Raw genomic sequence first — 26,679 nt, 5'->3', positions numbered from 1 at the left:
CTCCGAGTACAGACCTTTCGACCCCGTCGCCGTGGCGTAATGCCGCGGCGACGGTGGTGGAAATGGCCCTCGGAGCGCTGGTCGCCGCTGTTGTAGCCGCTGTCGGGCTCTTTGCTTTCGGCCGAGTGCAGTGGCCGGCGTTCACCTCTTCCAATGTCACGCAGGCCGTCACGACGGTGCTGCAGGTGCTCTGCATCGCAGTGGTCGGTGTTGCGGTTCTGATGTTCCGCGCCCGCAAGGCCGAGCGGGTCGCAAAACTCCTCTCGTGGGCCGGGCTCTCCGGCTTCGTCACCACGACGCTCGGACTTCCCCTGGCCGCGACGAGTCTGTATCTGCACGGCGTCTCGGTCGATCAGCAGTTCCGGACCGAGTACCTGACCCGGCTGACGGATTCGGCTGCGCTGCAGGACATGACGTACGTGGATCTGCCGCCGTTCTACCCGGCCGGCTGGTTCTGGATCGGTGGACGCGTCGCGAACCTGCTGGGAATGGACGGCTGGGAAGCCTTCAAGCCTTATGCGATCGGCTCGTTGGCTGTCGTCGCCGTCGTTGCACTCGTGTTGTGGACCAAGCTGATTCGACGCGATTGGGCCGTCGTCGCGGCATTGGCCGTCACTGCCGTCGTGTTGGCGTACAACTCCCCCGAGGCGTACGGCGCCGTCATCAACCTCCTGATCCCGCCAGTGCTGATCCTCGCGTGGGGCGCATTGGACCGGCCGGGGGCATCTCGATTTGCCGGAGCCGGCGCAATACTCGGGACGGGCCTGTTCCTCGGTCTCGCCGCAACGGTCTACACGCTCTATCTCGGATTCGCCGCGTTCGCAGTGACTCTGATGGCCTTGGTTGCCGCAGTACTTGCCGCACGCGCCCAGAACACGTGGAAAGCCGCACTGGGCCCCCTCGTCAGGCTCGCCGTGATCGCGGTGATCTCCGGCCTGGTGGCTCTGACCGTCTGGACGCCGTACCTGCTGAAGGCACTCTCCGGTGCCACCGCAGAGTCCGGCACCGCAATGCACTACCTCCCCGATTCCGGTGCGGTACTGCCCTTCCCGATGCTGAGCTTCACCCTCGTCGGTGGACTGTGCCTACTCGGCACGATCTGGCTGATTTCGCGGTTCCTGTTCTCCCGCCGCGCCCGAGCACTCGGTATCGGTGTCATTGCCGTGTACCTGTGGGCATTGCTGTCCATGACGTTCACCGTCGCCGGCAGTACGCTCCTCGGTTTCCGACTGGAGCCGGTCCTGATCGGACTCCTTGCAGCCGCCGGTGTGTTCGGTTTCTTCGAGTTCGCCGGTTGGATCGTGCTGGCCACCAGCGAAAATCCTCGCGTCAAAGCGGTACTGGTTGCACTCGGTGTCATCGGAGCCATCGCCTTCGCGCAGAACATCCCGCAGGTGCTGGCGCCGGATATCGCTGTGGCATACAGCGATACCGACGGCAACGGCGAGCGCGGGGACAAGCGACCCCCGGGTGCCGAAGCCAATTACGCCGACATCGACCGGATCATTCGCGAGCAGTTGGGACGCGAACCCCATGACACGGTGGTCCTCACTGCCGACATCGGCTTCCTGAGCTTCTACCCGTACTTCGGCTTTCAAGGACTGACGTCGCACTACGCGAACCCGCTCGCTGATTTCCGTGCGCGCGCTGCGCTGATCGAGCAGTGGTCGGAGCTGAAGACGCCTGACGAACTGGTAACTGCGCTGGACTCGGCGCCGTGGCGCAGCCCCGACGCCTTCGTCTTCCGCCAGGGCGCCGACGGGTACACGCTGCGGTTGGCAGAGGACGTCTACCCCAACGACCCGAACGTCCGCCGCTACACGGTCACGTTCCCCAAGGAACTGTTCGACGATCCTCGTTTCACCGTGACCGAGCAGGGGCCGTTTGTGGTCGTTACCCGCTCTGACGCAATCTAACCAGGAGATACGTCACAAAAGGCTTACCGTCGGGGTCGTTGACGCGACCCCGACGCACCCCTAACTTCATACCGTGCCCCGAACCGATGCCCGAGCGGCGATGATCGATGCAGCCGAGCGTCTGGTTGCCGAGCGAGGTCTGGCCGCTCTGACTCTTCGTGATGTTCAGACCGAAGCCGGGCAGGCCAACAAATCGGCTGCGCAGTATCACTTCGGGTCACGTGAAGGTTTGCTGGCGGCCGTCGTCGAGTCCAGAATGCGACCTGCCGGTGAGCGTCGTCGTGAGTTGCTCGACACGATCGATCTCGACGCGAATCCACCGACGATGCGTGCCCTCGTCGAGGCTCTCGTCCTGCCGTTGGCGGAACAGACCATCTACCGCGAGGGCACGTTGTACGCGCGGTTCCTGGTGCAGTCGATCTTCGACCCGGCGATGTCGTCGACTATCCGTGACCACATGCAGGCCGAGAGTTTCCGCGAAGTTCAGCGGCGGATAGTCGCTGCGTCCTCGTTACCGGCAGAGATCGCCGAACTTCGGGCGGGAACTCTGACCGTGCTCACCGTCGTCACTTTTGCCACGTGGGAAGGCCGCGTCGACAGCCGAGAACGTGCTCACGTGATCGTTGCCGACCTGATCGAAAGTTGCCTCGGAGCACTCTCGGCCCCGGCTGCGCAAATCTGACACGCTGTCCGGCGAGTTTGTTTCCGAAACTGCCGGGGTACTCAGCCCCTCCAAGCGCAGTCGAGCAAACGGCCGCATCAACCACCGGCGGGGTAGGTGATGACAGTGAGCGAACTCGTTGCGCAAAGCCGCGAGCTTGTACCGCATCGTGCAGTTCTCGATTCCGCAGAGCATGTTCTGGTCATTGCGCGCGGCAAACCGTTCGGGCGCGAACAGGCTTTCCATGAAGTGTTGAGCGTCGCGATTCGCAATCGCATCGAAGTACTCACTCTGGCAAGGGCTCTCATCGACGTGTCCGAGTCCCGCGACTACCGCGCGATCCCGACCGACACCGCGCACACCGTTGCGGTGCTCGAATGGGGCGAGCTACTCGAGATCCCCACCGAACACCACCAGAAGTCCAGGGCCGAGTCATCCGAGGACGTCGATGAATCGAGTGAACCCGACGATCCGATCGAACCCGAATATCTGGTCGAGACCGACGTGGGCGGACGGGTCGTCTTCGTCGCCCTCGCGTTCACGATCGGCGGGATAGTCGGATTCTTCGCGCACGACTGGGCACTTCTGCTTCTGATCACCGCCGTGTACCTCGTGTGGATCGCGGCACGGTTGGTCGCGAAACTCGTCAGTGTTTCCCGTAGTGCCCACTGGGCGGACGCTTCGCCGATTCGTGGCGCCGATTCGACCACACGGAACGCGGAAAACTCCCACCATCACGCTGTTGCAGCGTGACGGGGGGAGCATCCGCTTTCGCTAAAGCCTCTGCGGTACACCGTAAGTGACGACGGTATCGCCATTCGACGTGACAGCCTTCGCGTACGGCCTGATGGTCACCGGACCGATTGCTCCCTGTACATAACCGTGAACTCCGGATAGACGGACAGCGGCCTCGGGACCGTCGAATGTCTGATCCTCGAGCAGCGCGACGTCGGTGATTCCGCCGGGCGCCAGATCGACGTCAAGTTCCTGCGACGGAATGATGTCCCCGCCGAGAATGACGTGATTCGTGAAGTCCACGCCCAGTGCCGGGTCTGGGATGAGTCCGATGCCGATGTCGGTGCCACTGTCGATCGCCCAGTCGAGACCGGGACTGTTGAGAACGACCGTCGCGCCGGTCAACGCGATCGGGTAACCGATCTGATAACCGATCGTCAGCTTCGTTCCGGTGAAACTTGCTGCATCCGGGCCGTCGATCTTCACGCCGGCAACCCCGTCGTGGAAGAACTCGACACTCAGCGGTGAGCTGTCGAGAGGTGGAAAGACGTGGATAGCGGTATCAGCCTGATAGACCTCTATCCGATTTCCTTTGACGTCGGTGATCGAACTGGTGTTGTCGACGCCTGCCGACGCCGTCCCACCCCCCAGGACAACGGCCAACAGGGCCACTGCTCCTACTGCGCTACTACGAACTGCTGTCTTCGACATGCACAAGCACCATCCCATCCGGTATAGGCCCCGGACGTAGGTTCCAACTCTTCGTCGAGGATGGGATTCGTCGGGGCTGCCTGAACAAACGCGAGCAAGATCCTTGTTGCGATACCCCGGTCACGAACCCGTCAAACGGTGCACGAAAACATTACTTTCCGGACAAGTCGGGCGGACCGGTTTGTCCCGCTGACTGCGCCCGCTCGCGGACGCGAACCGTTTTGTTCGTTACTCTGACAGTGGAAGTTATCGAATCGAGACCTAAGTAGGCCACCCCGAACTTCTGAGATCGCCACTTCAGGGATGGGCGCCAGAACCGAAAGGCACCGACTGCATGACCGAGACCTTGCCCGACGTCCAACTGCTCGAAGAAGCACGTCCAGGGCGAGTCCGTTCAGCAGTGCGGCGCTCGGTCGTCCAGCGCGGTCGTCTGGTCGATTTCGCGATCATGGCGACGTTCACCGTCGCGGCGATCTACGTGATGTCCAACCTGTGGAGCGATCTGCAGTCCGGCTATCTGTTCAACGCGGGCCGCGACCAGGCCATGTGGGAATGGTTCTTCGCCGATACCGCTCACGCCCTCGCCCAGTTCCGCAGCCCACTGTTCAGTGACCTGCAGAATTATCCACTCGGCGTGAACCTGATGGCCAATACCGCGATGTTCGGCATCAGTATCCCGTTGGCCCCGATCACGCTGATCTTCGGACCGACCGCCACGTATGCGATCGGGCTGACCGCCGGCCTCGGCGGCACCGCCATCGCTTGGTACTGGGCATTCTCGCGGCACGTACTGACCGGAGTCTCCGTCCGCTCCAAGGTCGCCGCCGCCGTCGGAGCGGGGTTCTGCGGATTTGCGCCCGCCATGATCTCGCATGCCAACGGCCACCCGAACTTCGTCGCGTTCTTCGTACTTCCGTTCATATTCTTGCAGGTAGTGCGCATTTCGAACGGCAAGCGTCCGGTTCGCGACGGTGTCGTGCTCGGCCTACTCGTCGCCTGGCAGATCTTCCTCGGCGAAGAACCGCTCCTCATCTTCACGATGTCAGCCATGGTGTTCGGCGCCGCCTATGCACTGCCCGACCTGGCCAAGTCGCGCCAGGCGATCAAGCGCGCGATGCCCGGCCTCGTGATCGGCGGCGCGGTCACACTCCTGATCACCGCGGTGCCGCTGTGGTCGCAGTTCTTCGGCCCAGCGAGCTACGACGGCGTCTCACACGGTCAGGCAGGCAACGACACCGCTGCCCTCACCACGTTCCCGACCGAGTCGGTTGCGGGAGATCCTGAGGGCGCCGAGTTCCGAATGAACCCGACCGAGGAGAACGCGTACTTCGGATGGCCGTTGGTACTCCTGCTTCTCGGTGCAACGGTGTGGCTGTGGCGCATCCGTCTGACCCGCGCTGCCGCCGCCGTGATCGTGGTGATGGGTGTGCTCTCGCTCGGTTCCGAACTGACCATCGACGGTGACAAGACCGGCATCACCCTGCCGTGGAAACTCCTCGCAGACTTGCCGTTGTTCGAATCGGTGCTCGAATCCCGATTCGCGATGGGCGCGATTCCGGCGATCGGACTGTTGCTCACCCTCGGCACCTACCGCGCTTTTGTCGAACTTCGTGGACCGCGCCGCACGGCCGCCGGTGTCTGGCTGGTGGCACTCGCCGTCGCGATGATTCCCCTGATCCCGACCCCCATCGACGCCGATCAGCGATCTGCGACGCCCGAATTCATCACCAGCGGCTCGTGGGAGAACTACGTCAGCGACGGCACCCTGGTGACGGTTCCCGTCGCGAGCGCCGAAGACGCCCGCGCACTGAGCTGGCAGGTCGACGCCGACTTCGGCTTCCCCATCGCCGGCGGGTACTTCGTCGGCCCGGATTCGAAGACCCGCGCCGGAATCTACGGCGCCGAGTCCCGGCCCACCTCGACCCTGCTGGTCAATGCCAAACAAACCGGCAAGGTCCCGTTGATCGACGTGGGCACCAGAGCGAACGCACTGACCGACCTGCGGTACTGGCACGCCGACGTACTGGTGCTTCCCCGATTCTCCGGCGACGACGCCCTGCGCCACACGGTCGACGAGCTGGTCGGCTTCGACGCCAAGCGCGTCGACGACGTGTGGGTGTGGGACGTACGAGACCTCGTGAGCGGCAAGACCTCCAACCAGAGCTGAGCGGGTTGATCAGCGGGTCATGATCACCGGACCGTCTTCGGTGATCGCGACCGTGTGCTCACTGTGCGCAGCCCTGGCGCCCGAAACGGTGCGAAGGGTCCACCCGTCGGCGTCGTGCCGGTAGTCGTCGGTTCCGTCGGCGATGAGCATCGGTTCGATGGCGATGACCAGGCCGGGCCGTAGCCGGAAGCCTTTGCCTGCTCGGCCTTCGTTGGGCACGTCCGGGCCTTCGTGCATCTCGCGGCCGATGCCGTGCCCACCGTGATCGGCGAGCATTCCGTATCCGAGGCCGCGCGCGTACTGTCCGATCGCGGCACCGATGTCGCCCAATCGGTTTCCGGGCTGGGCAGCGGCAATGCCACGGGCAAGTGCCTCATCGGTCGCGTCGATCAGTGCCTGATCCTCACTGCTCCCCCGCCCGACAGTGAAGCTGATGGCGGAGTCACCACACCAACCGTCGAGTCTCGCGCCGCAGTCGATGCTGACCAGGTCACCGTCGCGAAGCCGGTACTCATTCGGGATACCGTGCACCACAGCATCGTTCACACTCGCACAGATGGCGCCTGGGAACGGCGTCGGTGCCGTTGCCGGCCGGTAGTTCAAGAACAGCGCCGAGGCGCCGGCCGCCGAAATAACCTCCGCGGCAACGGCGTCCAATTCGAGCAACGTCACCCCGACGCTTGCCGCCTCACGCGCCGCAGCCAGAGCCTGCGCCGTGATTCTCCCAGCCGCCGCCATCGCGTCGATTTCCCCTGCGGTCTTGATTTCGACCATTTCGAACACCTTCCTTGTCGAATAACTATACCGGTATTACTATAAGCACATGGTGCGCGTACCGCTGACGGCGGAAGAACTCGAACGAGGACTACGACTGGGTGAACTCCTGCGATCTGCACGGGGAGACCGAAGCATGGTTCAGGTAGCGCTCGATGCCGGCATCTCGGTCGAAACGCTGCGCAAGATCGAAACCGGACGCATCGCGACACCCGCCTTCTTCACCATCAGCGCGGTCGCGGAAGTGTTGGGTATTTCACTCGACACCATTGCCCGAACACTTGAAACACCACAATCCGAACAGGAAGTTGCATCCTGAGTAGTTCTCTCAGGATGTGCGGGCCCACACTCGCCTAACATCGTTCCTTGTGCCGTCTGAAGTAGTAGTGCCCCCGAAACCCGTGCCCACTGGCCCCGAAGCTCCCCGAGAATCGGATTCCCAGCGAGTCCGGACGGCACGACTCATCGCGATAGTCACCGGCCTTCTTGGCCTGCTTCTTGCACTCGCGACGCCCTTCCTGCCCGTCAAGCAGGAAGCCGCGAGCATCGACTGGCCGCAGGGTGGGACCGTCAACAGCGTTTCGTCGCCGCTTATCTCCTACTCGCCCACATCGCTCGACATCAGCATCCCCTGTTCCACTCTCGGCCAGTTGGGCGGCAGCGGCGGCACACTGCTCTCGACCATGCCGAACGGGGCGCCGGACCGAAACGCCCGCGGCCTCACCGTCCGCACCACTGCCGACCGCCTCGAAGCACTCACCCGCGATTCGGTATTGATCTCGACCCCGCTCGATCAACTGAGCGGGTGCACGGCGATCACCATCACGACCAACTCCGAGCAGACCGTCGCGGCGGTCACCGGAATCGACGGCGTCGGCACCACCCTGACCGGTGACTACCGCCCACAGGTGGTCGGCATCTTCACCGACCTGCAGGGCGCAGCGCCCGCCGGACTGTCCGCCCACATGGACGTCGACTCGCGGTTCTCGTCCAGCCCCACACTTCTCAAACTGTTCGCGATGATCGTGGCGGCACTCTCGACCATCGTCTCGCTGTACGCACTGCACCGGATCGACGGCGTCGACGGCCGTCGTGCGCGGCGGTTCCTGCCGGCGCGATGGTGGAAGTTCACCGGCATCGACGCCCTGGTTATCGGCACGCTGGCGCTGTGGCATGTGTTCGGCGCCAACACTTCCGACGACGGTTACCTGCTCGGCATGGCCCGAGTCTCGGAGCACTCCGGGTACATGGCCAACTACTTCCGCTGGTTCGGAGTCCCCGAAGCGCCGTTCGGTTGGTACTACGACGTGCTGGCGCTGTTCGCGAAGGTCAGCACCGCGAGCATGTGGATGCGCCTGCCCGCGCTGATCGCCGGCATTCTGTGTTGGATGGTGATCAGCCGCGAGGTGATCCCGCGACTCGGTGTTGCGGTGCGCCGCAACAAGGTTGCCATCTGGACCGGCGGGCTCGTGTTTCTCGCCTTCTGGTTGCCGTACAACAACGGCCTGCGCCCCGAGCCCATCATCGCCCTCGGCGCTCTGCTCACGTGGTGCTCCATCGAACGCGCCATCGCCACCGGACGTCTGTTGCCCGCCGCGATGGCCGTGCTGATCGCCGCATTCTCGCTGGCCGCCGGGCCTTCCGGGCTGATCGCGATCGGCGCGCTGATCGCCGGAGCCAGGCCGATCCTGCAGATCCTGATCGCCCGCGGCAAACGCGTCGGCTTCCTGTCCCAGATCATGCCGATTCTCGCCGCCGGAACCGTGGTGCTCGTCGCGGTCTTCGCAGATCAAACCCTCGCGACAGTTCTCGAATCGACCAGAGTGCGAACGGCCGTCGGGCCGAACGTTCCGTGGTTCGAGGAACGGTTGCGTTGGGACGCACTGATGACCATCTCCCCCGACGGCTCACTCGCACGCCGCTTCGGCATGTTCGTCATGATCGTCGGACTCGTCTTCTGCGTCATGATGATCCTGCGCAAGGGCCGGATCCCCGGCACCGCTATCGGGCCCTCGCGCCGAATCCTCGGCATCGTGTTCGCGTCGCTGCTCCTGATGCAGTTCACCCCCACCAAGTGGACTCACCACTTCGGTGTGTACGCCGGTCTGGCCGCCACGGTGGCCGTCCTCGCCGCCGTCGGTGTGAGTGCGTCGAGCATGCGTTCCAAACGAAACCGCGCGCTGTTCGCCGCGGGCATCCTGTTCATCCTCGCTGTGGCGTTCACGAGCTCCAACGGCTGGTGGTACGTCTCGAGTTACGGCGTCCCGTGGTGGGACAAGCCGCCGTCAATCGCCGGCAAGGGATTCTCGACGGCCTTCCTCGGCCTCACGATTCTCGCGCTGCTGCTGGCCGCGTGGTACCACGTCATGGAGCCGCGCCGGCGAAACGGCACAGAGGACAGCGTCAAGAAGACCAGGCGACTCCGCCTTCTCGCCCCGTCACCGTTGACCATCGCGGCCGGAGCGGTCGTGCTGTTCGAGGTGCTGTCCCTGCTCAAGGGCGCGGTCGCGCAGTACCCCGCGTATTCGATCGGCAAGTCCAACATCGAATCCGTCTTCGGCGGAAGCTGCGGTCTCGCGGGTGAGGTACTCGTCGAGTCCGATCCGAACGCCGGCGTTCTGCAATTGACGGATCGGCCCACCGATCTCGCCGGCGCGGGTGCATTCGGTGCGAGCGAATCAACCGGGTTCTCGCCGGACGGGGTTGCAGGCGACCTCACGGCCGACGCAGAAGACTCGACGGCAGGCAGTGCAAACAGCCTCGACACCTCGACCTCGCAGTCCGGCACCACCACGCCGGGAACCGGATCCGGCACCGCCGGTGGCTCGCAGTCGACGGCCGGCGTCAACGGCAGCAACGTCGCGCTCCCGTTCGGGCTCGACCCCGCAAAAACCCCGGTGCTCGGTAGTTACGGAGCACCTCAGAACGCGTCACTGACCACCGGTTGGTATTCACTCCCCGAGCGCAACGACGCCGCACCGCTCCTGACCGTCGCGGCCGCCGGACGCATCCGCTACGTCAACTCCGACGGCATCGTCACCCCCGGCGCAGTGCTGCAGGTCGAGTACGGCAAGAAGCAGGCCGACGGGAGCGTCGACGCACTGGGACGTGTCGATCCGATCGACATCGGCCCGTCGCCGTCGTGGCGCAACCTGCGCGTTCCGATCGATCAGCTGCCCGCCGACGCCGACACCGTGCGTCTGGTGGCCAGTGACACCGACATCAGCGCCGACCAGTGGCTGGCGGTCACACCGCCACGAGTGCCGACCATGCGCACGCTGCAGGACGTCGTCGGATCCACCGATCCCGTGCTGATGGACTGGGCTGTCGGTCTGGCCTTCCCGTGCCAGCGTCCGGTCGATCACCTGTACGGCGTCGCCGAGATCCCCGACTGGCGCATCCTGCCCGACCGCATCGGCGCGGAGTCCACCAACGCCTGGCAGGACCACTACGGCGGCGGACCGCTCGGCTGGACTACCGAACTGCTCTCGGCCAGGGCATTGCCGACCTATCTGGACAACGACTGGGATCGTGACTGGGGTTCGCTCGAGCAGTACACACCGCTCGATCCGGACGCGATTCCCGCGCAAATGAACGTCACCACCGAGACCCGGTCGGGCACCTGGACACCGGGCCCGATTCGTTACCAGTCGTAACTGTTACGCGTGGACCTACCAACCACCTGGGCACGGTAGGTCCACGCTCAGCCCTGACATACCATCGGTAGCCGTGCCCGACGCCGTGACAGCTTCACCCCAGACTTCGAGTTCGCCGCCTCCTGCTGGTCAGGATGCCCGCGAGCGTTTCCATCGCACGCGATGGGTCGCGATCATCGCCGGCTTGCTCGGCTTCGTGCTCGCACTGGCGACTCCGCTGCTTCCCGTCGTGCAGACGACGGCTTCGGTCAACTGGCCGCAGAACGGCGTGATCGGCGACGTCGAGGCACCGCTGATGGCGCAGGTTCCCATCGACGTCAACGCATCGATCCCCTGTACCGCGGTCAGCTCGTTGCCGGAGGGCGGCGGCATCTTGCTGTCGACGGCACCTGCACAGGGCGACGGCGCGGCACTGTCGTCGATGTTCGTCCGGGTGTCCGCGACGAGCGTCGACGTGCTCGATCGCAACGTCGTCGTCGCTTCGGCGGCACGCGAGGACGTCGAGTCCAGTCGCTGTGGCGCCATCGCGTTCAGCTCTGACGTCAACCGAACCACGGCAGAGTTCGTCGGACTGACCTATCCCGACGGCAACCCGATTCGTGGCCAACTCGACGGTGACTTCCGCCCGCAGGTGGTCGGCGTCTTCAGCGACCTGCCCGACGGCGCTGCCCCCGAGGGCCTCGGCTTCTCGATGACGATCGACTCACGTTTCTCGTCGAGCCCAAGCGTCTTGAAGCTGGTCGCGATGATCGTGGCCGTCCTCTCGACCATCGTCGCGCTGGTCGCCCTGGCTCGCCTCGACGGCACCGACGGCCGCAAGCACCGACGCTTCCTGCCCGCACGCTGGTGGAAGTTCTCCGGTATCGACGGAGTGGTGGTCGGCACGCTCGTCGTGTGGCACTTCATCGGCGCGAACACCGCCGACGACGGTTACCTCCTCACCATGGCCCGAGTCTCACCGGACGCGGGATACATGGCCAACTACTTCCGTTGGTTCGGCGTTCCCGAGGCCCCGTTCGGTTGGTATTACGAAGTGCTGGCCGTGATGGCGAAGATCTCGACCGCGAGCCCGTTCATGCGTCTGCCCGCTCTGCTCGCCGGAATCCTCTGCTGGATGGTCATCAGCCGCGAGGTCGTCCCGCGTCTCGGCCGGGCGGTTCGCCGGAGCAACGTCGCCCTCTGGACCGGCGGGCTGGTGTTCCTGTCCTTCTGGCTGGCGTACAACAACGGTCTTCGCCCCGAACCCATCGTGGCTCTCGGCGCACTGCTCACCTGGTGCTCCATCGAGCGCGCCATCGCCACCGGACGTCTGCTGCCCGCGGCCACGGCAATCTTGATCGGCGCCTTCACTCTTGCCGCCGCACCCACCGGATTGATGTGTATCGCAGCCCTTCTCGCCGGTGTGCGCCCGTTGGTGCGCATCGTCGTCAAGCGTCACCGACTGGTCGGCACCCTGCCGCTTCTCGCTCCGATCGCCGCTGCCGGAACCATCGTGCTGGTGGTCATCTTCGCCGACCAGACCTTTGCCGGCGTCATGGAAGCCACGCGCGTCCGAACGATCATCGGGCCCAATCTCGAGTGGTACCAGGACTTCCTGCGCTACTACTACCTCTTCGTCCAGACGGTCGACGGCTCGGTTGCCCGACGCTTCGCGTTCTTGACGATGATCCTGTGCCTCTTCACGACGCTCTTCGTGTTGTTGCGCCGCGGCCGCGTCCCCGGCGCGGCAACCGGTCCGTCGTGGCGCCTGGTCGGCGTCGTCTTCGGCACGATGTTCCTGATGATGTTCAACCCCACCAAGTGGACTCACCACTTCGGTGCGTACGCGGGCATCGCCGGTTCTCTCGCCGCGCTGACCGCCGTGGCCGTGTCCGCGTCCGCCCTGCGCTCGCGTCGTAACCGATCGGTGTTCGTGGCCGGACTGCTCCTGATGCTCGCGTTGACGTTCGCCGGCATCAACGGCTACTGGTACGTCTCGAGTTACGGCGTGCCGTGGTTCGACAAGACCATCTCCTACGACGGCCGTGAATCCAACACCCTGTTCCTCGCGCTCTTTGCTCTCGCCTTGGCCTTTGCCGCCTGGCAGTACCTGCGTGAGGGATTCGCCGCCCCGCCCGAGAAGCCGAACACGGCCAAGGGCAGACGAATTCGCAAGTTCGCGGCCGCTCCCCTCACCGTGATTGCCGGTCTGATGGTCCTGTTCGAGGTGCTCTCGCTACTCAAGGGTGCAGTGTCGCAGTACCCGGCGTACTCGCTGGGCCGAAGCAACATCGAGGCACTCGCGGGCAAGACCTGCGGCATGGCCGATGACGTTCTGGTCGAGACCGACGTCAATTCCGGGAATCTGCGGCCTCTGACCGCTCCCGGATTCAATGCCGAGGATCCGTTGTCCGGAGTTGATTCGAAGGGCTTCTCCCCCAATGGGGTTCCCAGCGATCTGACTGCGGATTACATCGAAGTCAAGCAGGGCATGGGCAATACCGACAGCCAGAGTGTCGGTCCCACCTTCGCCACCGGTTCCGGTGCCGGAACCAGCGGCGGCACCGGCAACGTCGGCGTCAACGGCAGCACGGCCAAGCTCCCCTTCGGCCTCGATCCGTCGAAAACGCCGGTCATGGGCAGCTACCAGCCCGGCGTGCAGGAACCTGCTTCCCTCATCTCGAGTTGGTACGGATTGCCCACTCGCAGTGAAGAATCACCGCTGGTGGTCATGTCCGTCGCCGGGCGTGTGTGGTCCGTCGACAACACCGGTGCGATCACGTACGGCCAGTCACTTCTGGTCGAGTACGGCAAGACTCAGCCCGACGGAACCGTGCAGGTTCAGGGTTCGTACATGCCGCGAGACATCGGACCCGCGCCGTCGTGGCGCAACGTCCGTATCCCGATCGACGAACTCGCGCCGGACGCGGACGCCGTTCGGGTGGTCGCGTTCGATCCCAACCTCACGGGCGATCAGTGGATGGCATTCACGCCGCCGCGCGTGCCCAAGCTCGAGTCCCTGAACTCGTACATCGGCAACGAGCAGCCGGTCCTCCTGGACTGGGCTGTCGGCCTTCAGTTCCCGTGCCAACGTCCGTTCACACATCAGAACGGTGTGGCCGAGATGCCGAACTTCCGCATCCTCCCGGACCGTCCTCTTGCGGTCAGTTCCACCGACACCTGGCAGTCCGCGGACAACGGTGGCCCGCTCGGATTCACCGAGGTTCTTGCCGGTGCGACGACGGTTCCTACATATCTGAAGGACGACTGGGCGCGGGACTGGGGATCACTCGAGCGGTACGACCGGTACTTCCCCAATGCGGTTCCGGCAGAGGTGGAGACGGGCACCGCAACCCGCTCGGGCATGTGGATGCCCGGCGAGATGCGAGTGCACTAGCCTGCGCTACCTACTCGGGTGACTGCTCGGGTGCGACGTACGGAGACGGCCGAGACCGCTCCGACAACGACGACGCACCCGAGTAGTTGCCCAACGCCTGGCCGTTCGCCGAGCAGCACAACTGCCAGCAGCACGGCGAGAACCGGTTGCATGAGCAGGAGCGTCGCGCCCACCTCGGCGGGAAGCCGAGGGAGCGAGTGCCCCATCAGCATCCAGCCGAACACCTGGCCGACCAGTGCCAGTGCCGCGAGCCAGCCGAAGGCTTCCCAGCCCGGGACGAAATCGATCCGGCCCCACAGTGATCCGATGACGGACCCGGCGATGCCCGCGGACGTCGTCGAGATCAACACCTGGCTCGCTGCCCGATCCGCCTCGCCCGTCCGGCCGACCACGAAGATGTAGCCGCCGTAGGCGATTCCGGAGACGAGCGAGAGCGCCGTTCCCCACAGCAAGTCGTCGCCGGTTCCCCCACCCCCGAACACGCCGCCCGCCAAGGCGATTCCCGTGAACATGAACGGCAGGGCGAAGACGAACCGCATCGGCACCCGATGGCCGAACACCAACCAGGACAGTGCGGGCACCACGACCACCTGCACGTTCACGACGACGCTCGCCATCCCCGCGCCGATCATCAGAATCGACTGCGACCACAACGCGAAATCCAGTCCGAGCAACAGACCGCCGAGCACCTGCAGAACGACTGCCCGCCGGCTCGGCTTGCCCACCCGGCGGTACTCCCGCCACGCCAACCACAACAGCGGCGGCAAGGCCAGAAAGCAACGGAAGAAAACGGCGGTCGAGGGCCCGACATCAGCCAACTTGATGAGGAGCGAACTGATCGAGATCGCAGCTGCGCCTCCGACGACGAGCAATCGAGGGTCGATGCGCCCCCGAGGAGTTCGGGTGGGTGTCGGTGTCTGCGCGGTCGCGGAGGTCAGTGTGGTCACTCGACAATGTTCCTGCCGCTAACTATTCAGCACAAGCAAATGTTCAGACCGTATATTCGGTAGCATTGCTACTGTGTTGAATCTCGAAAGACTTCGCGCCCTGCACGCCGTCGCCGAGAACGGATCAGTGGCGGCTGCCGCCCGCACCTTGCATGTCACACCCTCCGGGATTTCGCAGCAGTTGAACAAGCTCGAGCGAGAGGTCGGTGTTCCGCTCCTCGAACCGCAGGGCCGCGGTGTGCGACTCACAGAAGCGGGCCGAATCCTCGCGCGCCGAACCGCAGAGGTTCTCTCGACGCTCGCCCAGGCCGAGGCGGAAATCGCGTCGCTGCAGAGCGAGGTGACGGGCCGCGTACGTATCGGCGCCCTGGTCTCCCCCAGCAGGACGGTGCTGCCGCGAGCCATCGCCGAAATCAGGCATGCGCACCCGCAGCTCGAAATCACCTTCAACGAAGGCGAATCCGAAGAACTGCTCCCCGCACTGATTCGCCGCGACCTCGATGTCGTGGTGGTCGACAGTTGGAGCACTCTGCCCGTCGAACTTCCCGACGGACTCTCCTTCACGCCCGTGTACGACGACGTGGCGCTGCTCGCTCTCCCGGCGTCACATCCGCTGGCGGAGAACAAGGTCGTCGCGCTCAGCGAGCTGTCCGAGCATGCCTGGGCGACGTGGACACGGGGAACGGACTTTCACACCTTCACCGTCCGGACCCTGCGCGCGCAGGGGTTCGACCCACGAATCGAGTACGAGGTCGCCGAGTTTCCCACCCAGGTCGAATTCGTCGCTCAGGGCCTCGCCGTCGCATTGATTCCACGTCTGGCGAGAGTTGTACCGCCGGAAGGTGTTCGAATGCTCGACACGGTTCCGCCGCTCGGCCGAGACATCTACCTCGCCTGGCGGACAGACAGCGAAAGGCCGGCCGTCCTGGCGGCGATAGAAGCGCTACGCCGCCAGTTCGACGCCCTCGGTGACAAAAAGAACTAGAGCGGCATCAAGTTGTGCTTGCGCGGGTTCTTGAAGATCGTCTTGTCCGCGAGCAACTTCAGAGCCTTACGGATCTCGAGACGCGTCTGCGAAGGCTCGATCACCGCGTCGATGTATCCGCGCTCCGCCGCGATGTACGGCGTCGCGACGAACTCGTTGTAGAAGTTGATCAGCTGAGCACGCACCGCGGGTGCATTCTCACCGGCCTCGGCGAGCTGACGCCGCCCCATGATGTTGACGGCACCCTCGGCGCCCATCACGGCGATACGAGCGGTCGGCCACGCGAGGTTGATGTCGGCACCGAGCTGCTTGCAGCCCATGACGGCATAACCGCCGCCGTACGCCTTACGAACCACCACAGTCACCTTCGGCACAGTGGCTTCGATGTACGAGAACAGGAAACGCCCGCCGCGCTTGATGACGCCGACCTTTTCCTGATCGACGCCGGGAAGGAAGCCCGGTGTGTCGACGACGAAGACGAGCGGGATGTTGAAAGCGTCGCACAGACGCACGAAGTGGGCGGCCTTGTCGGAGCTGTCCGCGTCGAGGGCGCCACTGAGGTACGTGGGCTGGTTGGCCACGACACCGACGGGCAGGCCGTCGACGCGGGAGAATCCGGTGATCACGTTGTGCGCGACCTGGGCTCCGATTTCGTGGAAAGTGCCGTCGTCGAAGATCCGCAGAATGATGTCGTGCATGTCGTAGCCGGCGTTGTCGGCATCCGGCATGAACGCATTGAGTTCGAGATCCGACTCGGTGATCTCGGGTTCGAGGCCCGGGTTGATCAGCGGCGCCTTCTCCTGGCACGACGACGGCATGAAGCTCAGGTACTCACGCACCCAGTCGAAGGCAGCCTTCTCGTCGGGAGCGACGTGATGGATGTTTCCGTACTCCGCCTGCTTGCGGGCTCCACCCAAGTCCTCGAGGCTGACCTCTTCGCCGGTGACCGACTTGATGACGTCGGGTCCGGTGACGAACATGTACGACTCTTCGGTCGCGACCACGACGTCCGTGTTGATCGGGGCGTACACGGCACCGCCGGCGCATTTACCGAGGATGACCGAGATCTGCGGGCACAGGCCGGACAACGGCTCCTGACGTGAACCCATGTTGGCGTACCAGGCCAACGAGGAAACGGCGTCCTGGATGCGAGCTCCACCGGAATCGTTGATACCGACGACCGGGCAGCCCACCTTCAGCGCAAAATCGTTGACAGCTGCGACCTTACGGCCGAACATCTCTCCGGCGGCACCGCCGAACACCGTCTGATCGTGCGCGAACACGGCTACCGGACGCCCGTCGACGGTTCCGTGACCGGTCATGACGCCGTCGCTGTACGGGTTGCCCTCGCCCGCCATCTTCACCAGGGCACCGATCTCGATGAAGCTACCGGGGTCGAGCAACATGTCGATGCGCTGGCGCGGCGTGCTGTGCCCTGCTGCATCGCGCTTGGCAATGGCCCGAGCCGAGCCGGGTTCCTTTGCCTTCTCCAACTTTTCGCGGAGTTCAGCGAGCTTCTCCGCGGTGGTTGTCGTCACTTCTGAACTCCGGTTTCCGCTGCTTTGGTCTGAGCTGTCTCGATCTGGGCCAGCTTGGTGGTGAGGTCTGCCGCAACCTTCGCGATGTACGGCTCGTCGACGATCTGCAGGTGGTCCCCGCCGATGTAGACGACCTCGAGGTTCTTCACGTAGTCACCCCAGCCACCATCTGCCTTGCGGGTCTTGAATGCAGGCTCGAGCGTCATCAGCTCGTCGTGGTACTTGTCAGCCATGTAGAGCACGACGTCGCCGTCGTAACTGCTGAACTCGGCCGTCTGGATGGCGCGATTGTCCAACCACGACGTCCGCTGATGCTCGATGATGCCGCCGGGAATCTTGGCGCCGCTCATCTTGATCATGTCCATCAAGATCTGGATCTGATCCTCGTCGGCTTCGGTGGAAGCCAGAACGTCAAGCGGCAGCGGCACATCCAGGTTGTAGGTGCGCTTGGCGAACTTGCCGTAGCGCTCCCAACGCTTGCGTCGTTCCGCCTCGGTGTCCGGCACGACCTCGCCGGCCATGACGGTGTCGAGCAGCCCGACCACACGCACGTCGGCGCCCTGCTCGCGCAGCAACTTCGCGACCGCATACGACATCACGCCACCGAACGACCAGCCACACAGCACGTACGGCCCGTCGCCCTGGATCTCACGCAGCAGCGGAACGTAAGCAGCAGCGCGGGTTTCGATCGAGCCCTCGACCCGCTCGAACCCGTACATCGGCGTGCCGGCGGGCAGGCGCTTGAGCAGAGGCTCGTACGTCACCGTCGAACCACCGGCAGCATGGAAGACGAATACCGGTACGGCAGTGGAACCTTCGGGACGGGCACGCAGAGTACGTACGAGTCCGTCGATCTTGCCGTCGTCCTCGAGGTACTGGCGAACGACGTCCGCAAGCTCTTCGATGGTGGTGGAGTCGAGAACGTCGTCGAGAGTGATCTCGCCGCCGGCACGCTCGGAAAGCCGAGCAGCAAGCTTCTCGGCGACCTCGTCACCGACGATCGGCAGATCGTTGAAGATGCCCTTGGCCGACTTCCCGGTGACAACCGCCCACGTCGCAAACGTCAAGCGCTCGGCCGCATCTCGCGGCGGAACGTCCGAGCCTGCGTCGTCGGCAGTTCCGGCTCGAGAAGGATCGGAAGGCGCAGCAGCAACCGGAGCAGTGGTAGGTAGTTCCACTGCCACCTCTGCGGGAGCAACGTCCTCGTCAGCAGCGTCGGCCGCCAACTTCTCCGCGGCCTGCTTGTCGGCCATCGCCTGAACCTCTTCGCGATTGTCGATCGCGTAGCGCAGGTACTTGTTGACCTCGTTGAGGCTCGCGTCCTTGACTGCCTGGAGCTGGAGCTGCGGAATGTCGAACTCGTACTCGACGCGGTTCTTGATACGCATCGCCATGAGCGAGTCGAGACCCAGTTCGATGAGCGGAACCTCGGCCGGCAGATCCTCCGGCGAGTACCCCATCGACTCGGCAACCACGATCTTGAGGCGGTCGTCGAGGCTCTGCGAACCGTTCGGATCCCACTTGTCTCCGGCGTCTTCGACGACCTCGGCCAGGGATTCCATCGGCGCACTGGTCTTGACCGGCGCGCTGACGACCAGCTCGGGCAGCGGCTCACCCGACGTGACGACGGCGTCGAAGAGCAGACGGAACGTAGCACCCTCACGAGCGTGCACCTGCACCGACGCTCCACCCGGATGCGGGTTGAGTGTCGTCGTCAGGGTCGCAGCGCCGGCCAGCTCACCATGGGGAACGGCAGCGGTGAGAGCGACATCCGAGAGCACCTGTCCGGCAGCAGCGCTCACGAGCACAGCCAGATCGGTGACGACGGATGCATCGACCTCCCACACGTGGCGGCCGTCGGGCAGAGCGACGTGCGAACCGGGTACGCGAGCCGAACCGCCGGCACTGACGCGAATGTCGAGCCAATACGGCTTACGCAGGAATGCGGTACGCGGAACCGAAGCGAAATCGCCTGCGGGAAGCAGAGACTCGAGGTTCACGGCATGGCCGTGCACGTACAGCTGTGCGAGAGCGGCAAGAACACCCGCGGACTCGTCTTCCTTACGCTTGAGCGTCTGGATGAGCTCCATGTCGTGCAGGCCCGAATCGAAAGCAGTAGCCGCCACCGACATCAACGTCACCGGATTGGGTGCAAGTTCGACAAAAGTGGTGTGGCCGTGGGCAACTGCACCGCGTACCGCGTTGGTGAAGTACACGCTGTGGCGAAGACCCTTGACCCAGTACGCCTCTTGATGGATCGGCTCGTGACCGGGGCGGTAGAAGGTGTCCTTGTCGACGGACGAGTAGACGCCGAGCTTCAACGTGGTCGGCTCGATACCGGCCAACTCGGCGGCAAGCTCACCGAGCAGCGGATCTACCTGCGAAGTATGGCTGGCGCCCTTGGTCTGCAGGACACGCGCCATCTTGCCGTCGGCCTCGGCGGCCGCGACGATCGCCTCGATGTCCGGCTGTGGTCCACCGATCACCGTGTGCGTCGGAGCTGCGTAAACACAGACCTCGAGCTTGGGGTACGTGGGCAGCAGCGCCTCGATCTCGGATGCGCTGTACTCGAGCAGAGCCATCAGACGGATGTCGTCACCGACAAGTGCGCCCTCGGCCTCACCCATCAGCCGTGAACGTGAACAGATCACGCGGACAGCGTCTTCCAGGTTCAGACCGCCGGAAACGTACGCGGCAGCGGCCTCACCCATCGAGTGCGGAACCACGGCTTCGGCCTCGGCGCCGTGGTGACGCAGCAACGCGGCCAGACCGACCTGGATGGTGAAGATTCCCACCTGGGCTGTCTCGACGTTGTACTCGATCGAATCGTCGAGGAACATCTCGACCATCGAGTAACCGGCCTCGTCCTGGATCAGCGCGTCGACCTCGTCGACGGCCGCCTTGAAGGCCGAGTTCTCCGTGTAGAGCTGCTTGGCCATCTTGCGGTGCTGCGAGCCGAAGCCCGAGAACACCCACACCGCGCCCTTGGGCGACGGAGAGTCGGCCGAGAAGACTCCTTGAGCAGGCTTGCCTGCGGCGACGGCGCGCAGCGAGCTGATGGCCTCGGAGCGCGTCTTCGCCAGAACAGCGGCGCGCGAGCGTCCGTGGTTGCGACGCGCGAGTGTGCGGGCGACGTCGGCGAGGGGCGTCTTGCTTCCCTCTTCGGTTTCGAGCCAGTCGGCCAGGTCAGCGGCTGCGCGGCGACGACGCGACGGCAGCGCGCCGGAAACGGCCAGCACAACGGTGCTCTCGTTCTCTGCTGCCGGTTCGTCGACCACCGGGGCATCCACAACCGGTTCATCGACTACCGTCTCGGCAGGTACGTACTCCTTGACCACGACGTGCGCGTTGGTTCCACCGAAACCGAAACCGGAGACACCGGCGACAGCCTTGCCGGTGTAGCGCGGCCAGTCGGTGGCCTCGGGCGTCACCTGCAGGTGCGACTTCTCGAAGTCGATGTGCGGGTTCGGGCCCAGGTAGTTGATCGTCGCGGGAATCTTGTTTTCCTGCATCGCCAGAACGACCTTGATCAGGCCGGCGGCGCCTGCAGCTGCTTCCAGGTGCCCGAAGTTGGTCTTCGCGCTACCGAGCAGTGCCGGCTTGTCGTCGTCACGACCACGACCGACGACACGACTGAGCGCGTCGGCCTCGATGGGATCACCGAGATCGGTACCCGTTCCGTGCGCCTCGATGTAGTCGACGGTGGTCGGCAAGATTCCGGCGTCGCGGTACGCGAAACGCAACACGTCGGCCTGGGCATCGGGATTGGGTGCGAGCAGACCGTTGGAACGGCCGTCCTGGTTGACCGCGGATCCGGCGATCACCGCGAGGATGGAATCTCCGTCACGCTCGGCGTCTTCGAGGCGCTTGAGCACGACGAGTCCGCCGCCCTCACTGCGAACGATTCCCTGAGCCTGAGCGGAGAAGGCACGCAGTTTTCCGTCGGGAGCGAGCATCCCGGTCTGATCGAAACCGAGGGTTCCGGGAGGGGCCAGCAGCATGTTGACGCCACCGGCCAGCGCGATGTTGGAGTCACCGCTGCGCAGCGAGCGCACAGCCTCGTGAACGGCAACCAGCGAAGACGAACATGCGGTGTCCAGAGCGATGGACGGTCCACGGAAGTCGAAGAAGTACGAGACCCGGTTCGCGACGATGGCCGTCGACGTTCCGGTCAGCGCGTACGGATGCGCCGTCGTCGGATCACTGACCGCGAGCAGCTGGTAGTCGTTGGCGGAACTGCCGATGAAAACACCGACCTGCTTGCCCTTGAGCCCACTGGCCGGAATGCGAGCGTGCTCGAGTGCTTCCCACGCGAGTTCGAGTGCGAGGCGCTGCTGCGGATCGACGTTGACGACCTCGAGCGGAGACATCGCGAAGAACTCGGCGTCGAAACCCTTGACGTCGTCGAGGTACCCGCCCTTGGTGTTCGCGTTCTCGACCGCGGCCTTGATGGCGGGATCCGACATGAACTCGGCCCAGCGGTCCTCGGGGAGGTCGCTGATGCCGTCGCGTCCGTCCGCCAGCATTTCCCACATGTCCGAAGGCGTGTGCCCGGCACCGGGGAATCGTGTGGACAGTCCGACGATGGCGATGTCGTGAGCGTCCGTCGTGCCGCCTGAGACGTAATACGAGGCGTCGACGGTCTCCTCCGGCGCCTCGGGCTCACCTTCGATGATCCGAGTAGCCAGCGAAGCGATGGTGGGGTGTTGATAGGCAACCGTGGCGGTCAGCGTGACGCCGAGCAGATCCTCGATGTCTCCGCTCAGAGCAACTGCGTCCCGCGAGGCGAGCCCGAACTCTTCCATCGGGCGATCGTCCGTGATCGAACCCGCCGGCTGACCGGTCGCGTTGGCGATCCAATTGCGAAGCCACTCACGCAGCTGCGCGACACTCATCTCGCTCACAACGTCTTTGCTCTGCGCACCATCTTGTTCAACCATCAACTCACCAAGCCACCGATCATGAAGGGACTGCTCCTCAAACGCTATCGGGGAATGCGGTCTGCTGATAGCCGCCTCGCAACGTTCCCTCGATATAGCTCGCCTTACACGCGCGGCGAGCGATCTTGCCGCTGGACGTACGCGGAATCGAACCCGCGGGGACGAGCAGGATGTCTCGGGCCGTAACACCGTGACGGGAAGAAATCGCCGCACGCACAGTGTCCGCGATCGGCTGCGGATCGGCCTTGCCTGCGCCGGGAGCACGCTCGGCCACGATGACCAACTGCTCCGAGGAATCGTCGTCGTCGAACTTCAGACCCGAGTGCGTGTTGGAGAACACGACGGACGGCAGCTGGTTGGCCGGTACGGCAAACGCAGCGATGAAGCCGGGGCGCAGAGCCGGGCTGGCTTCCTGAGCCGAAGCCTCGAGGTCCTGCGGGTAATGATTGCGACCGTCGACGATCACGAGGTCCTTGACGCGCCCGGTGATGTACAGCTCGCCGTCGACGTAGACGCCGAAGTCGCCGGTACGCATCCAGTTGGCATCCGCCGGCGTGCCCTCGGTGTGGCTGTCTTCGCTCAACCGATTGTCCAGCTTGTTGTGGAAGGTCTCCGCCGTCTCGTCGGGGCGACCCCAGTAGCCGATACCGATGTTCTCGCCGTGCAACCAGATCTCGCCGACGTGATTGTCGGGGACCTCGGTCAGCGTCTCGGGATCGACGATCGCCGCCCACTGACTGCGCGAGACGTACCCACAGGAGACCTGCGCGATTGCGTTCTCGGAGTACTGGTCGACGATGACCATGCGTCCCTTGTTGAGTTCCGTGCGGTCGACGTAGATGACCTTGGCCTCGTCGGAATGCTTGGTCGAGGAGACGAAGAGCGTCGCCTCGGCCATGCCGTACGACGGCTTGATCGCAGTCTTGGGCAGACCGTACTGAGCAAAAGCGTCGTTGAACTTGCGCATCGACGACGTCGTGACCGGCTCACTGCCGTTGATCAGACCGATGACGTTGCTCAGGTCCAGGGTCTCGCCGTCCTTCGGCAGGCCACGCGCGGCAGCGTGCTCGAAAGCGAAGTTGGGAGCGGCAGCAAAGGTGCCGGCGCCGTCGGAAACCGCAGCAAGTTCCTTGATCCACCGGTACGGCCGCTGCACGAAAGCACGCGGGCTCATGATGGTGATGTACTTGCCGCCCAGAGCAGGCAGGATGACCGTCAGCAGGCCCATGTCGTGGAACAGCGGCAGCCACGTGACGCCGCGTGAGTCCTCGTTGAGTTCGATGGAGTCGACCATCTGGAGCGCGTTCGTTCCGACAGCACGATGGGTGATCTCCACACCGGCGGGAACTCGGGTCGAACCCGAGGTGTACTGCAGGTACGCGATGTCGTCGAGTTCGATGTCGGGGCGAACCCACGTTTCACCGACGGTGTCGGGAATCGCGTCGACGGCGATGATGCGCGGACGCTCGGCAGCGGGAAGCGAGCGGAACAACTGTCGAACACCGGCCGCCGACGATGCGGCAGTCAGAATCGCAGTCGGCTTGCAGTCACCGAGAACAGCGTGAAGACGGTCGGTGTGACCGGGCTCGTCCGGATCGAAGAGCGGCACCGCGATGGAACCGGCCTGAATGGCCGCGAAGAACGAAATGACGTAGTCGAGTCCCTGCGGAGCAAGAATCGCGACACGGTCGCCACGCTTGGTGACCTGCTGCAGACGGGCTGCAACAGCGCGCAGACGCACACCGAACTGCTCCCAGGTCAGCTCCAGGGCTTCACCGTCACGCTCGCGTGAGTAGTCGATGTACCGATACGCGAGCTCGTCCGCGTTGACACGCGAGTGTTGCTCGACGTAGTCGACCAGCGTGAAGCCTGGTTGCAGGCGGATCTGGCCCTTCTCGTCGAGAAAGCCATCGAACAGCGCGTTCATTCCATCTCCTCCGAAGCGATCACACAAGCACTGTCTTTCATGCCTGCGCCCCAGACTTCCTTCGCTCTCTCGGGTCCATCTTCGATCAATCGAATCGCACTTTGTGCGCAACTCACCTGAATCACTTCATCGATCCCAAACCATCGATATGTTACAGATTCGCATCGTCCGTATTCTCCGGCCTACTCGCCCGCCAGTAACGGGATGATCGGGGCGAACGCTTCCATCTGCGTCGGGAAGACCCCGACGTACGACATCGACGTCTTCTCGCGGACCAGTCGAATCTGGTCTGCGATTTCCTCGAAAGTGCCCACAGCCAGGTATGGAGAGTTCAACAGCTCCTCCACGCTCAGCTTACGATCCACTTCGATGTTCGGCGGAAAACCTTGGTCCAGAGCGGCGATTGCCATTTCGGCAGCCTGCTCTCGATCGTCGGTGATCATGATCATGGTGATGGTCCAGTTGAGTTCGATCTCATCGAAACGCTCGCCGGCAGCTTCGCGGATCCGCTCGACACGTTCGATGGTCTTTTCCATCGTGATTCCGGAGAGCAGAAGCCGCCCGTCACGGTTGGTCGGTGTGGCGACCGAGATGATGTCCGCGTACTTCGCCGCGAGAGCAAGCATCTTCGGGCCTCCGCCGCCCACGATGATCGGTGGCCGCGGGCCCTGCCGCGGTCGCGGGCTGCCCTTGAGGCCGCGCACCTGATAGTGCTTGCCTTCGAAAGTGCATTCCTGCCCGCGCAGCAGAACGTCGAGAATCTGCAGAGACTCCTCGAGCTTCTCGATGCGAACGCCCGGACTTTCGTAGGCGATGCCGCCCTTGTCGAACTCTTCCTTCATCCAGCCCGCACCGATACCGAGTTCGAGTCGACCACCGGACAGCACGTCGATTGTCGCCGCGTCCTTCGCGAGCACAGCAGGATGACGGAAGCCGTTGGCCAACACGGCGGTGCCGAGACGAATCTTGTCGGTGGCCACAGCGAGCGCTCCGAGAGCGGCGATCGGGCCGACCTGATTACCCAGGTGATCCGGAATCATGAACGAGTCGTAGCCGAGTTCCTCGGCCTTCTGCGCGAGCTTGACGAAGCGTCGCGCACCACCCTCTTCGGCGTTGCCCTCGCCACCGGCCGCAAACCGAAATTTGCGTAGGGCATCGCTGCCGTGGGTGGAACTCATATATCGATCTCCTGTGATGGACACGTACGTCGTACTCGAACTACAAACTCGGACAAATCGAACCTACTCGCCAGTCACTTACGTGACAGCACTGTAGAGGAAGCCCCCGGACCGTGCAGCACTCTACCGGGACCAAACGAGCAGATTACCCGCGAGCGAACTCCCGAGACGCCCGATTGTGACGAATCAACAGTGCGGCGGTGACTCAACTGTGGGGCGGCGTCGGTGCAGCGTCGATCTTCTCCGCAGCCCACTGTGCCATCCATTGGGTGGCCGTCGTGCCGTTCGGATCGACTTGGAAGGAGTTGTACATCGCATGCACAGGGTTGTTGTAGTACTCGAGCAGTCGCGGCGCCGAACTCAGCCAGTTGGTCGGGTTGAGAGCGGCTGCCGGCGCGTCGCAGATACCGTCGCTCGGCGCGCAGATCTGATAGGTCCGATCGTTGAGGTCACCGAACCCGCCGGGCCTCGGGCCGGTCATCGTGAGACCGGGCAGCTTCAGCCCGTTCAGCGACAGCTCGGCGCCGACACCGGCAACGCTCGGGCCAACGGTGTTCCCGAACGCCGGATCGCGCCGACCGTCGGCGATCAAGCCGACGCCCAGAACCAGATCGGCAGGCACCGCGCCGGTACCGTCGCCGATACTCGCGGCGACGTCACCCGCGATCACCGCGCCCTGGGAAAATCCGGTCAGGACGTAACTCGTGAGCGGGCACTCGGCGTGCCGCTTCATCAGAAAGTCGTTAGTGGCAGCAGTTCCCGCGGCCCGACTGTTGTTGTAGGACTGCTGTCCGTCCGGCGGGATCGCAACCGGATTCGAAAACTGTGCGACATACGGAACGGTGTAGACGTCGGCCCGTGAAGTATCGAACTTCTCCTGCAGAGGACGGGTCACGTTCAGCATCAACGACGCCGGATTGGCCGTCGGGTTGTACGGGTCGTCGGTAGCGCTCGACTCCCACGTACCCGGTATGGCTACTACCTGGACATCGGGGCAACTGGCCGGCTGAGACACCGGAGGCTCCGGGCTCGGCGGGATCGGAGTCGGCGAAGGCACCCGCCCGGCCAGGATGTACCAACCGCCGATCACAACCGCTGCGACCACAAGAATGATCAGCAGCGGGATCAGGCACCCACGACGCTTTCCAGACCTCGCCATGACCCGCGC

General features: G+C 64.1%; 16 protein-coding genes. 8 read left to right on the top strand and 8 right to left on the bottom strand.

Features of this window, described 5'->3' with window-relative positions; all coding sequences use genetic code 11:
• Window positions 1-62: 62 nt before the first annotated feature.
• From GN300_RS12165 to GN300_RS12155, 3 genes are all read left to right on the top strand, one after another.
• Window positions 63-1,916 carry a galactan 5-O-arabinofuranosyltransferase gene (locus GN300_RS12165; protein ID WP_063315964.1) on the top strand — a complete coding sequence of 618 codons (1,854 nt, stop codon included), beginning with the start codon at window positions 63-65 and terminating at the stop codon, window positions 1,914-1,916.
• A gap of 73 nt (window positions 1,917-1,989) precedes the next feature.
• Window positions 1,990-2,598, top strand: coding sequence for a TetR/AcrR family transcriptional regulator (locus GN300_RS12160; RefSeq protein WP_003943927.1), 609 nt, complete (start codon window positions 1,990-1,992; stop codon window positions 2,596-2,598).
• A gap of 99 nt (window positions 2,599-2,697) precedes the next feature.
• Window positions 2,698-3,330, top strand: a complete 633-nt coding sequence (locus GN300_RS12155) for a hypothetical protein (RefSeq protein WP_231915915.1) — start codon at window positions 2,698-2,700, stop codon at window positions 3,328-3,330.
• 21 nt (window positions 3,331-3,351) lie between these two features.
• Here GN300_RS12155 and GN300_RS12150 read toward each other — a convergent pair whose 3' ends face one another.
• The gene (locus tag GN300_RS12150; protein WP_063315255.1) at window positions 3,352-4,041 is read right to left on the bottom strand and encodes an MspA family porin; all 690 of its coding nucleotides are present in this window, start codon (window positions 4,039-4,041) and stop codon (window positions 3,352-3,354) included.
• A gap of 316 nt (window positions 4,042-4,357) precedes the next feature.
• Here GN300_RS12150 and GN300_RS12145 point away from each other — a divergent pair, with 316 nt between their 5' ends.
• Window positions 4,358-6,190 carry a hypothetical protein gene (locus GN300_RS12145; RefSeq protein ID WP_063315256.1) on the top strand — a complete coding sequence of 611 codons (1,833 nt, stop codon included), beginning with the start codon at window positions 4,358-4,360 and terminating at the stop codon, window positions 6,188-6,190.
• Between the two features lie 9 nt (window positions 6,191-6,199).
• On the opposite strand, the gene map is transcribed toward GN300_RS12145, so the two are convergent.
• Window positions 6,200-6,964: a type I methionyl aminopeptidase gene (gene map, locus GN300_RS12140; protein WP_063315966.1), complete on the bottom strand. Its 765-nt coding sequence runs from the start codon at window positions 6,962-6,964 to the stop codon at window positions 6,200-6,202.
• Between the two features lie 49 nt (window positions 6,965-7,013).
• Between map and GN300_RS12135 the strand changes: the two genes are divergently transcribed.
• The 3 genes from GN300_RS12135 (at window position 7,014) to GN300_RS12125 (ending at window position 13,996) form a co-directional block, all read left to right on the top strand.
• Window positions 7,014-7,283: a helix-turn-helix domain-containing protein gene (locus GN300_RS12135; protein WP_003943854.1), complete on the top strand. Its 270-nt coding sequence runs from the start codon at window positions 7,014-7,016 to the stop codon at window positions 7,281-7,283.
• Window positions 7,284-7,365: 82 nt separating this feature from the next.
• Window positions 7,366-10,620, top strand: coding sequence for an arabinosyltransferase domain-containing protein (locus tag GN300_RS12130; RefSeq protein ID WP_063315257.1), 3,255 nt, complete (start codon window positions 7,366-7,368; stop codon window positions 10,618-10,620).
• Between the two features lie 73 nt (window positions 10,621-10,693).
• Window positions 10,694-13,996 carry an arabinosyltransferase domain-containing protein gene (locus GN300_RS12125; protein WP_063315258.1) on the top strand — a complete coding sequence of 1,101 codons (3,303 nt, stop codon included), beginning with the start codon at window positions 10,694-10,696 and terminating at the stop codon, window positions 13,994-13,996.
• On the opposite strand, the gene GN300_RS12120 is transcribed toward GN300_RS12125, so the two are convergent.
• Window positions 13,993-14,943, bottom strand: coding sequence for a DMT family transporter (locus GN300_RS12120; RefSeq protein ID WP_042447620.1), 951 nt, complete (start codon window positions 14,941-14,943; stop codon window positions 13,993-13,995). The genes GN300_RS12125 and GN300_RS12120 overlap by 4 nt on opposite strands.
• Before the next feature lie 73 nt (window positions 14,944-15,016).
• Between GN300_RS12120 and GN300_RS12115 the strand changes: the two genes are divergently transcribed.
• The gene (locus tag GN300_RS12115; protein WP_007731813.1) at window positions 15,017-15,928 is read left to right on the top strand and encodes a LysR family transcriptional regulator; all 912 of its coding nucleotides are present in this window, start codon (window positions 15,017-15,019) and stop codon (window positions 15,926-15,928) included.
• On the opposite strand, the gene GN300_RS12110 is transcribed toward GN300_RS12115, so the two are convergent.
• From GN300_RS12110 to GN300_RS12090, 5 genes are all read right to left on the bottom strand, one after another.
• Entirely contained in the window at window positions 15,925-17,466 is a 1,542-nt protein-coding gene (locus tag GN300_RS12110; protein ID WP_003943957.1) for an acyl-CoA carboxylase subunit beta, read from the bottom strand. The two genes, GN300_RS12115 and GN300_RS12110, sit on opposite strands and share 4 nt — an antisense overlap.
• Window positions 17,463-22,406, bottom strand: a complete 4,944-nt coding sequence (gene pks13 / locus GN300_RS12105; RefSeq protein ID WP_063315259.1) for a polyketide synthase Pks13 — start codon at window positions 22,404-22,406, stop codon at window positions 17,463-17,465. The genes GN300_RS12110 and pks13 overlap by 4 nt, the downstream gene beginning before the upstream one ends.
• A gap of 37 nt (window positions 22,407-22,443) precedes the next feature.
• The gene (fadD32, locus tag GN300_RS12100; protein WP_003943899.1) at window positions 22,444-24,333 is read right to left on the bottom strand and encodes a long-chain-fatty-acid--AMP ligase FadD32; all 1,890 of its coding nucleotides are present in this window, start codon (window positions 24,331-24,333) and stop codon (window positions 22,444-22,446) included.
• Window positions 24,334-24,515: 182 nt separating this feature from the next.
• Window positions 24,516-25,511 carry an LLM class F420-dependent oxidoreductase gene (locus tag GN300_RS12095; RefSeq protein WP_007731815.1) on the bottom strand — a complete coding sequence of 332 codons (996 nt, stop codon included), beginning with the start codon at window positions 25,509-25,511 and terminating at the stop codon, window positions 24,516-24,518.
• 205 nt (window positions 25,512-25,716) lie between these two features.
• Entirely contained in the window at window positions 25,717-26,670 is a 954-nt protein-coding gene (locus GN300_RS12090; protein ID WP_003943848.1) for a cutinase family protein, read from the bottom strand.
• Window positions 26,671-26,679 lie beyond the last annotated feature (9 nt).

Origin of the sequence: Rhodococcus sp. Ni2, assembly GCF_021352185.1 — a bacterium.
Classification (GTDB): domain Bacteria; phylum Actinomycetota; class Actinomycetes; order Mycobacteriales; family Mycobacteriaceae; genus Rhodococcus_F; species Rhodococcus_F qingshengii.
The sequence above is the reverse complement of the archived record's forward strand: the minus strand, read 5'-3'. Positions and strand labels throughout refer to the sequence as shown.